The sequence below is a fragment of the Herbiconiux oxytropis genome (assembly GCF_024979315.1).
GTDB lineage: Bacteria > Actinomycetota > Actinomycetes > Actinomycetales > Microbacteriaceae > Herbiconiux > Herbiconiux oxytropis.
Genome location: NZ_JANLCK010000012.1, coordinates 92884 through 103002, shown reverse-complemented (window position 1 = coordinate 103002; position 10119 = coordinate 92884). Strand labels below are relative to the sequence as shown.

8 protein-coding genes are annotated in these 10119 nt (G+C 68.8%); 5 read left to right on the top strand and 3 right to left on the bottom strand.

Going from position 1 to position 10119, the window contains the following annotated elements:
* Window positions 1-121: 121 nt before the first annotated feature.
* The gene (glpK, locus tag N1028_RS17235) at window positions 122-1645 is read left to right on the top strand and encodes a glycerol kinase GlpK (RefSeq protein WP_259530648.1); all 1524 of its coding nucleotides are present in this window, start codon (window positions 122-124) and stop codon (window positions 1643-1645) included.
* Window positions 1646-1810: 165 nt separating this feature from the next.
* Here the strand turns inward: glpK and N1028_RS17230 are convergent, their stop codons facing one another.
* Window positions 1811-2641, bottom strand: a complete 831-nt coding sequence (locus N1028_RS17230) for a VOC family protein (RefSeq protein WP_259530647.1) — start codon at window positions 2639-2641, stop codon at window positions 1811-1813.
* 156 nt (window positions 2642-2797) lie between these two features.
* Here N1028_RS17230 and guaD point away from each other — a divergent pair, with 156 nt between their 5' ends.
* Both guaD and N1028_RS17220 read left to right on the top strand, forming a co-directional pair.
* A complete protein-coding gene (gene guaD, locus N1028_RS17225) occupies window positions 2798-4195 on the top strand; it encodes a guanine deaminase (RefSeq protein WP_259530646.1) in 1398 nt (465 codons plus the stop codon).
* Between the two features lie 2 nt (window positions 4196-4197).
* On the top strand, window positions 4198-5181 hold the full coding sequence (locus N1028_RS17220) for a putative antibiotic biosynthesis monooxygenase (RefSeq protein ID WP_259530645.1): 984 nt from the start codon (window positions 4198-4200) through the stop codon (window positions 5179-5181).
* A 14-nt stretch (window positions 5182-5195) separates the two neighbouring features.
* Here the strand turns inward: N1028_RS17220 and cofD are convergent, their stop codons facing one another.
* Complete coding sequence (cofD, locus tag N1028_RS17215) at window positions 5196-6185, bottom strand: 2-phospho-L-lactate transferase (RefSeq protein ID WP_259530644.1); 990 nt, start codon at window positions 6183-6185, stop codon at window positions 5196-5198.
* A 112-nt stretch (window positions 6186-6297) separates the two neighbouring features.
* On the bottom strand, window positions 6298-7653 hold the full coding sequence (locus N1028_RS17210) for an aminotransferase class I/II-fold pyridoxal phosphate-dependent enzyme (RefSeq protein WP_259530643.1): 1356 nt from the start codon (window positions 7651-7653) through the stop codon (window positions 6298-6300).
* A gap of 147 nt (window positions 7654-7800) precedes the next feature.
* Between N1028_RS17210 and N1028_RS17205 the strand changes: the two genes are divergently transcribed.
* Window positions 7801-8649, top strand: a complete 849-nt coding sequence (locus N1028_RS17205; RefSeq protein ID WP_259530642.1) for a nitrilase-related carbon-nitrogen hydrolase — start codon at window positions 7801-7803, stop codon at window positions 8647-8649.
* Between the two features lie 25 nt (window positions 8650-8674).
* Entirely contained in the window at window positions 8675-10111 is a 1437-nt protein-coding gene (gene hydA, locus N1028_RS17200) for a dihydropyrimidinase (protein ID WP_259530640.1), read from the top strand.
* The last annotated feature ends 8 nt before the right edge of the window (window positions 10112-10119 follow it).

Genomic DNA, 10119 nt, shown 5'->3' with positions numbered 1-10119 from the left:
GCCGGTCGTCGGCCCCATCATCGGTGGTGTCCTCGCGGGCCTCGCCGCCATCCCGCTCCTGCCGATCCTCACGTGAGCATGAGTTCCATCCCGCACATTTCATCCAACGAAGGAGCAGAGAATGTCTGAAGACAAGAAGTACGTCCTGGCGATCGACCAGGGGACGACGTCGTCCCGCGCGATCATCTTCGACCACGCCGGCACGATCGTGTCGACCGGTCAGAAGGAGCACGAGCAGATCTTCCCGAGGGCCGGCTACGTCGAGCACGACCCGATGGAGATCTGGGACAACGTGCGCGAGGTCATCGGCCTGGCCCTCTCGAAGGCCGACCTGACCCGCCACGACATCGCCGCGGTGGGCATCACGAACCAGCGCGAGACCGCGGTGGTCTGGGACAAGAACACCGGCAAGCCCGTCTACAACGCCATCGTCTGGCAGGACACCCGCACCCAGTCGATCGTCGATCGGCTCGCCGCCGATGGCGGTGTGGAGCGGTTCAAGCCGATCGTGGGTCTGCCGCTCGCGACCTACTTCTCCGGCACGAAGATCGTCTGGATCCTCGAGAACGTCGAGGGTGCCCGCGAGAAGGCCGACGCCGGCGATCTCCTGTTCGGCACCACCGACACCTGGGTGCTGTGGAACCTGACCGGCGGCACCGACGGCGGCGTGCACGCGACCGACGTCACGAACGCGTCGCGCACGCTCTTCATGGATCTCGAGACGCTCCAGTGGCGCGACGACATCCTCGAGGCGTTCGGGGTCCCGAAGTCGATGCTGCCCGAGATCAAGTCCTCCTCCGAGGTCTACGGCACCGTCGAGTCGTCGAACCTGCTCCGCGAGGTGCCGGTCGCCGGCATCCTGGGCGACCAGCAGGCCGCGACCTTCGGCCAGGCGGCGTTCGACGCCGGCGAGTCGAAGAACACCTACGGCACGGGCAACTTCCTCATCTTCAACACCGACACCGAGATCGTGCACTCCAAGAACGGGCTGCTCACGACCCTCGGCTACAAGCTGGGCGACCAGCCGGCCCACTACGCGCTCGAGGGCTCGATCGCGGTCACCGGCTCGCTCATCCAGTGGCTGCGCGACAACCTCGGCATCATCTCCTCGGCCCCCGAGGTCGAGACGCTCGCGAAGACGGTGGAGGACAACGGCGGCGCGTACTTCGTGCCGGCGTTCTCGGGCCTGTTCGCCCCGTACTGGCGCTCGGATGCGCGTGGCGCGCTGGTCGGTCTCACCCGCTACGTGAACAAGGGCCACATCGCCCGCGCGGCGCTCGAGGCCACGGCCTTCCAGACGCGTGAGGTGCTGGATGCGGTCAACGCCGACTCCGGTGTCGACCTCACGGAGCTCAAGGTCGACGGTGGCATGATCGCGAACAACACGCTCATGCAGTTCCAGGCCGACATCCTCGGAGTGCCCGTCGTGCGTCCCGTCGTGGCCGAGACCACGGCGCTCGGAGCCGCCTACGCGGCCGGGCTCGCCGTGGGCTACTGGGCCGACCTGGGGGAGCTCCGCTCCAACTGGCAGGAGGACTCCCGCTGGGAGCCGAAGATGGACTCCGACGAGCGCGAGCGTCAGCTCCGCAACTGGAAGAAGGCCGTCACCAAGACCTTCGACTGGGTCGACGAAGACGTGGAGTGAGTCGATCCCGGAGTGAGTCGATCCCGCGCCGCCGCCTCTGCGGCGCGGGGGACATGGGCCGTCGTGGCCGCGCTCGCGCGCGGTCGCGGCGGCCCCTTGTGGTTGCGTGGGAGCGCCCAGCGGCTCGGGAACACGTTGTGATTGCGTGGGAGCGCCCAGCGGCGATCAGGCCAGGAACTCGCTGAGGGTGAGGAGGGCGCCCTGGGGATCTTCGATGTCGGCGAGGGCGGCCCACGGGGTCTCGGACGTGGAGAGCACCGTGGCGCCGAGCTCCACGACCCGTGCGATCGACTCCTCGCGAGACGCCACCGAGAAGACGACCCGCCAGTGGGGCTCCTCGCCGGGTGCGGTGGCCTGGATGGCTCCGATGGCGTCGGCGAAGCCCTCGGGGGCGCCGGCCTGGCGCTCGTAGATCTCGGGGTCGGCGGTGCCGGCGAGGTGCCTCCCATACCCGTCGACGGCGATCATGTGCTCGACGCTCTCACCGAGGTCGAGATAGCGCCAGCCGAACAGGCGCGCGTAGTACTCCTTCGCGGCGGGGATGTCGCCCGCCCGCAGGTTGCTGAAGTTCCATGATCCCGGCACGTTCACCACCTGCGCCCCGAGCCGCCGCCGCGCCTGCCAGAGGGCGAACTCGGCGCCCTGCGAGTCCCGACCGGCCGCAGCCCGCCCGCCCGGCCCCGCGTCGGCCGGCTCGGCCACCACGGTGCCGCCGGCCCGCACGATCTCGCGCGCCATCGCATCCGCGTCGTCGACCGCGAAGTATGTGTTCCACACGGCGGTCGTGCGCGCGGAGGCCGGCGTGCCGACCGCCGCCACGTCGCGCCCCTCGAGCTGTGCGATGAGGTAGCTCCCGGGCGCGTCGGCAGGCATCACGTCTTCGAAGCTCCACCCGAACAGCCCGCCGTAGAACGCGGCCGCCGCGCCCGTGTCGGGCGCCTCCACGTCGACCCAGCAGCTCACGCCCTGCGGATACGTCCGCGCCACCTCACCCATGTCGTCTCCCTCCGGTCACCCGATGGCCGACACACTACGCCGCCCCTCCGACACCGTCGAGGCCCCGGTACCCCCTGTTTTGGAGCATGCCCGCAGCCCCTTGCGGCCATGCCGCTGTGTCACGATTGCCCCAACGCATCGACGAAGGGGTACTTCATGGCTGAGACGGCCGTCCGCGGAACATTCCTTGATTTCATCGACGACCCCTGGAAGCACGTCGGTGACGAGGCGGCTGCGACGCGTTTCCACGTCGACGGGCTGCTCGTGGTGGAGGACGGGATCATCACCGACTTCGGCCCCTACGCCGAGGTCTCCCCACGGCATCCGGATGCGGTGGTCACCGAGATCACGGACCGCATCATCCTCCCGGGCTTCATCGACGGCCACATCCACCTGCCGCAGACCCGCGTGCTCGGCGCCTACGGCGAGCAGCTGCTGCCGTGGCTGCAGAAGTGGGTCTTCCCTGAGGAGCACCGCTACGCCGACCGCGCCTACGCCGAGGAGGGCACCAAGCACTTCTTCGACAACCTCCTGGCCTCCGGCACCACCACCGCCCAGGCCTTCACCACCGGCAACCTCACCTGCAACGAGGTCTTCTTCGAGGAGGCCAGCCGTCGCAACATGCGCATGATCGGCGGCCTGACCGGCATCGACAGGCACGTGCCCGACTACTTCGCGAACACCCCCGAGCAGTTCTACGACGACTCCAAGACGCTCATCGAGAAGTGGCACGGCACGGGCCGCAACCTCTACGCCATCACCCCGCGCTTCGGCTTCGGCGCCTCGAACGAGCTGCTGGCGGCCTGCCAGAAGCTCAAGCTGGAGTTCCCGGACCTGTGGATCAACACCCACATCTCCGAGAACCCGGCCGAGATCCACGGCGTGCTCGCCCTGCACGACGACTGCCACGACTACCTCGGCGTCTACGAGAAGTACGACCTCGTGGGCCCGAAGTTCACCGGCGGTCACGGGGTCTGGCTCTCGGACGACGAGTTCCGCCGCTTCAGCGACAAGGGCGCGGCCGTGGCCTTCTGCCCGTCGTCGAACCTCTACCTGGGCTCTGGCCTGTTCCGCCTCGGCAAGGCCCTCGACCCCGAGCACCGCGTGCTCGTCTCGGTGGGCACCGACATGGGCGGCGGAAACCGCTTCAGCCTGCTGAACTCGCTCGAGGACGGCTACAAGGTGGGCATGCTCAACAACACCATCCTCGACGGATCGATCGTGCCGAGCGAGCAGAACCTCGCCGAGTCCGAGCGCAACAAGCTCTCGGCCTTCCGCGCCTTCTACCTGCTCACCCGAGGCGGCGCCGAGTCGCTCTACATCGACGAGTTCGTCGGCTCCTTCGACATCGGCAAGGAGGCCGACTTCGTGGCTCTCGACTGGACCGCGGGGCCCCCCGCGGCGCCGTGGCACGCGAGCCTGCTGCACGAGGACGGCGACGAGCTCACCCTCGAGACCGTCTCCGACCTGCTGTTCGGCATCATGATGGTCAGCGACGAGCGCGCCGTCGACGAGACCTGGGTGGCCGGGGAACGCGCCTACAAGAAGGCCTGAGCGTGACCGACGTCGTCGGCTCCACCACCGCGCAGAAGTCGGCGGGCACGGTCGCCCTGGTCGTGCACCGCCGGCTGGCCGAGGAGAGCTACGACCGCTACCGGGCGTGGCAGGAGAAGGTGGGGGAGCGGATGCTCTCCTGGCCCGGCTTCCTCGAGCGCCAGGTGATCGAGCCGAAGCCGCCGCTCCAGGTGGACTGGGTGATCGTGCAGCGGTTCCGCGACGTCGACTCGGCCCGCGGCTGGCTGCAGAGCGCCGAGCGGCAGAACCTGATGGCGGAGATCAAGGACGACTTCATCGGCAACGACGATGTCCACCTGTTCACCGAAGAGGCGAAGCACCCGTCCGAGGCCGCCTCCGTGCTCATCTCGAGCGCCGTGGCTCCCGAGGACGAGTCGGCGTTCCTCGACTGGCAGCGCGAGATCTCTGCCGTCGAGTCCCGTTTCGACGGGTTCCTCGGCCACAAGATCGAGCGACCCGTTCCCGGCGTGCAGGACGACTGGGTGGTCATCCTGAGCTTCGACACCGACGAGCACCTGAACGCGTGGATCGAGTCGCCGGAGCGGCGCTCGCTGCTCGAGGCCGGTGCCGCCTACAACGAGAAGCTCACGCTCACGAAGGCGAGCTACGGCTTCGGGTTCTGGACCGGCAGCAGGTCGGCTCTCCCGGATCCGATCTTCAAGAGCAACCTGCTCGTGCTGCTCATGCTCTACCCGATCGTGTTCCTCTGGGGCTACTTCATCGCCGATCCGCTCTTCAACGATCACGGGGTGCCGTTCTGGCTCTCGCTGTTCATCGGCAACCTGGTGTCGACGCAGCTGCTCGGGTGGTTCTTCGTGCCGTGGGCGTTCAAGCTCTTCGGCTGGTGGGTGAAGCGGGACCAGCCGGCCAAGGTGCACCTCGCGGGCTACGCCATCGTGATCGCGCTCTACGCGGTGTCGATGGCGGTCTACGCGGGCCTCCTCGCGCTCCGCGCGGCTCCCTAGCGGGCGCGGGGCTCCTAGCGGCGGGCGGCGGCGAGGGCGTCGGCGGCGAGCTGGGCGCTCGTGGCGGGGTCGTTCATCCAGAGCGGCACCACGGTGGTCGGGATGCCGGCCGCGGCGAGCACGGCCGCGCCCGGGGCATCCGTCTCGTCGATGAGCCAGGCGTCGAGCAGCCCGCCGCGCGCCCGCGAGCCGTAGTGCTTGCCGACCGCGACGGCCGTCGTCTCGACGCCGATGGCGGTGAGGCAGGCATCCGCCATGCCCCGCACCGCCGCGCCCGAGATGATCGGCGAGACGCCCACGACCGGGGCCTTCGCCGCCTTCAGGGCAGCGCGCATCCCTGGCACCCCCAGCACCGTGCCGATCGACACGACGGGGTTCGAGGGGGCGACCACGATCACGTCGGCGTGCTCGATCGCGTGCAGCACCGCGGGCGTCGGATGCGCGGCGTCGACCCCCACCTGGATGAACCGCTGGGCGGGCACAGCAGCCCGGTGCTTCACCCACCACTCCTCGAAGTGCACGATGCGGCGCTTGCCGTCGACCACGATCTCCACGTGGGTCTCGACCGGCTGGTCGCTCATCGGCAGGAGGCGCACGCCGAGCGGCCAGCGCTCGGACAGTCGGGCGGTGGCCTCGGTGAGGGTGAGGCCGTCGCGCAGGAAGCTCGAGCGGGCGATGTGCGTGCCGAGATCGAGGTCGCCGAGTGTGAACCACGGCCAGCCGATGCCGTAGGCGGTGAGCTCGGCGCTCACGCGCTCGCTCTCGCCCTGGCGGCCCCAGCCGCGCTCGTCGTCGTTCGCGCCCCCGAGCGTGTACATGATCGAGTCGAGGTCGGGGCACACCCGCAAGCCCGTCAACCACATGTCGTCGCCCGTGTTCACCACGGCGGTGATCTCGGCGGTCGACCCGCCGTCGCCGTTCGGGTACGCCTCGCGCAGGTGCGACCGCAGCCCCCTCAAGAACCTCGCCCCGCCGACACCGCCCGCAATCACCGTCACTCGCACGCCCCCATTCAACCTCACGCGGCACGGCGGAGACGACGGACCCGTCGACGGAAAACGGGTCGAGGTTCCGTCGTCTCCGCCCGCTGTCCCGAATCCCCGTCGATTCCCCGCGTCAGGTGGCGCGGGAGGCCGCCGCGAGGAGGGCGGCGAGGGGGGTGAAGTCGTCGGTCACGCGGCCTGCCGTGATGCGCAGGAAGTGCGGCGACGAGGAGGAGGGCGCGGAGACGGAGGGCGAGGTGATGAAGCTCGAGCCGGCGGCGACCCTGATGCCGCTGGCGGCGAGGGCCACGATGGCCGTCTTCTCGTCGGCCACCGGCAGCCAGGTGTTGATGCCGTCGGAGGGCGTGTGGGGGACACCCGCCGCCACGAGCGCCTCCGACAGCTCCCGCTGCCTCGCCTGGTAGATCCGGCGCGCGTCGTGCACGGCGTCGAGCGAGGCGCTCGCCGTGAGGAGCTCGTACAGGATCGTCTGCAGCATGCGCGAGGTCCAGCCCGGCCCGATCATGCGACGTGCCACGATGCGGTCGATCAGCTGCTCGGGGCCGCCGAGGGCGGCAATCCGGAGGTCGGGACCGTGCGACTTGGCGTAGCTGCGCACGTGCAGGGTGCGCTGCGGCAGCCAGGTGCCGAGGCTGTGTGCGGGGGAGCTCGAGATCTCGCCGGAGTGGTCGTCTTCGATCACCACGGGATCGCTCACGTGCGTGTTGGCCCGGAGCACGCGGGCGAGCTCCCGCACCCGCTCGCTCGACATCGAGACGCCCGTGGGGTTGTGGGCGCGCGGCTGCAGGATGATGGCGGCGGGGTTCAGCCGGAGGGCCCGGGCCAGCTGGTCGGGCCGGAGGCCTTCGCGATCGATGTCGACCGGGATCCGCTCGACGCCGAGGTGGTCGAGCAGGTCGAAGAACGGCGGGAAGCCGGGGTTCTCGACCACCACGCGGTCACCGAACCGCACGAGCGACTCGAGCGAGCGGGAGATGGCGTCGAGGGCGCCGTCGACGATCGTGAGGGCCGCCACGGGGTAGGGCCAGGACGCCCGCAGGTGCAGGTCGAGCTCGGGCAGCACCGGGGCGCTGAGGTAGCTCGCGGTGTCGGCCCGGGTGGGCACCTTCGTGAGCGCCGCCGCGAGGTCGGGCAGCAGCTCCGGATCGGGTGTGCCCGTCGACAGGTCGAGCCGCGCCACGACGTGCGACCCGGCGAGCTCGCCGAAGTGCGGCGGCATCCACGGCGCCGACGCCTGCAGCACGTAGCTGCCCGCACGACCGCGTGAGGTGATGAGCCCCACGCCCGAGAGCGCCTGCCAGGCGTTCGAGACGGTGGCGGGGCTCACGCCGAGGGTGGAGGCGACGTCGCGCACCGTCGGCAGCCGATCGCCCGCGCCGAGCGAACCCGAGCGGATGAGCCGCGAGATGGCGGCCGCGATCCCCTCCGGCGTGCGGTGTTCCACCGCGTCGGCGATCAGTTCGAGCATGGGCTCCCACCCTAGGCAGTGCTGCAGGCGACCCTTGACATATTTACGCTCACGTCACAATCTGAAACACGAGAGAAATGTTCACCGCCAATAATAACAAAACGGGGTGAGAAATCCGCCCCTCTTTGTTTTCGAGGAAGGCCATCAATGACGACGATCCGCGCGGCGATCACCCAGGCCAGCTGGACGGGCGACAAGGAGTCGATGCTCGACAAGCACGAGCAGTTCATGCGCGATGCCGCCGCCGAGGGGGCGCAGGTCATCTGCTTCCAGGAGCTCTTCTACGGCCCCTACTTCGGCATCACCCAGGACAAGAAGTACTACCGCTACGCCGAGCCGGCCGACGGCCCGATCGTGCAGCGCTTCGCGGCGCTCGCGAAGGAGCTGGGGCTCGTGACGATCCTCCCCATCTACGAGGAGGATCAGCCCGGCGTCTACTACAACACCGCCGTGGTGGTCGACTCCGACGGCACGATCCTCGGCTCGTACCGCAAGCACCACATCCCGCACGTCGACCGGTTCTGGGAGAAGTTCTACTTCCGGCCCGGCAACCTCGGCTACCCCGTCTTCGACACCGCCGTCGGCCGCATCGGCGTCTACATCTGCTACGACCGCCACTTCCCCGAGGGCTGGCGGGAGCTCGGCCTGAACGGTGCCGAGATCGTCTTCAACCCCAACGCCACGAAGCCCGGCCTCTCCAACCGCCTGTGGGAGCTCGAGCAGCCCGCCGCGGCCGCTGCGAACGGCTACTTCGTGGCCGCCCCCAACCGGGTCGGCCGGGAGGACAACGAGTACGGCGACCTCGCCGTGACCTTCTACGGCACGAGCCAGTTCGCCGACCCGCAGGGCAACATCGTGGGCGGTTACGCCTCGGGCGACGCCGAGGAGCTCGTGATCCGGGACCTCGACCTCGACATGATCCGGGCGGTGCGCGACGATTGGCAGTTCTACCGCGACCGTCGTCCCGACTCGTACACGAGCATCCCGAAACCGTAGAGACCAGCGAGCAACGGAGCTGAGAATGACCAAGACCCTCATCACCGGTGGCACCGTCGTGAACGCCACGGGGACCGCCCAGGCCGACGTGCTCATCGACGGCGAGACCATCGCCGCGGTGCTCGCACCCGGATCGACCCTGCTCGGCTTCGACCTGGCGTCGAACGTCGACCAGGTCGTCGACGCCACCGGCAAGTACGTCATCCCGGGCGGGATCGACGCACACACCCACATGCAGATGCCGTTCGGCGGCACCGAGGCCAGCGACACCTTCGAGACCGGCACGCGCGCCGCAGCGCACGGCGGCACGACGTCGATCATCGACTTCGTGGTGCAGTACGCGGGCGAGAACATCCTGGAGCAGTACAACCTGTGGCAGGAGAAGGCGGCCGGGCAGTGCGCGGTCGACTACGGCTTCCACCAGATCCTCTCGGACGTGCAGGACTCGTCGCTGACCGCGATGGACGAGCTCATCAACGAGGGCGTCACCTCCTTCAAGCTGTTCATGGCCTACAAGGGCGTGTTCCTCTCGGACGACGGCCAGATCGTGAAGGCGATGCAGAAGGGCGCCGAGAACGGTGCGCTCATGATGATGCACGCCGAGAACGGCTCGGTCATCGACCTCCTCGTGCAGCAGCACATCGAGCGCGGCGAGACCTCGCCGTTCTACCACGGCACCTCCCGCCCGTGGCAGGCCGAGGAGGAGGCCACCCACCGCGCCATCATGCTCGCCAACCTCACGGGCGCCCCGCTCTACATCGTGCACGTGAGCGCCAAGCAGGCCGTGGAACAGATCGCCGCGGCCCGTGACAACGGGCAGAACGTGTTCGCCGAGACCTGCCCGCAGTACCTCTACCTCTCTCTCGAGGACCAGCTCGGCGCGTCGAGCGAGGAGTGGGGCGACTTCGAGGGTGCCAAGTGGGTGTGCTCCACGCCACTGCGCTCCAAGCACGAGGGCCACCAGGGCCACATGTGGCAGGGACTCCGCACGAACGATCTCCAGGTGATCTCGACCGACCACTGCCCCTTCTGCATGAAGGGCCAGAAGGACATGGGGATCGGCAACTTCTCGAAGATCCCGAACGGCATCGGCTCGGTCGAGCACCGCATGGACCTGATCTACCAGGGCGTCGTCATGGGCGAGATCTCGCTGCCGCGCTGGGTGGAGCTCACGAGCACCACGCCGGCCCGGATGTTCGGCATCCACGGCAAGAAGGGCGTCATCCAGCCCGGTGCCGACGGCGACGTCGTGATCTACGACCCCAACGGCCACACCTCCATCGGGGTGGACAAGACCCACCACATGAACATGGACTACTCCGCCTGGGAGGGATTCGAGATCGACGGCCACGTCGACACCGTGTTCTCGCGTGGGCGGAAGATCGTCGACGACAACTCTTACCTCGGCAAGAAGGGCGACGGCGCTTACTTCAAGCGCGGCCTCAGCCAGTACTTGATCTGACAGGAAGC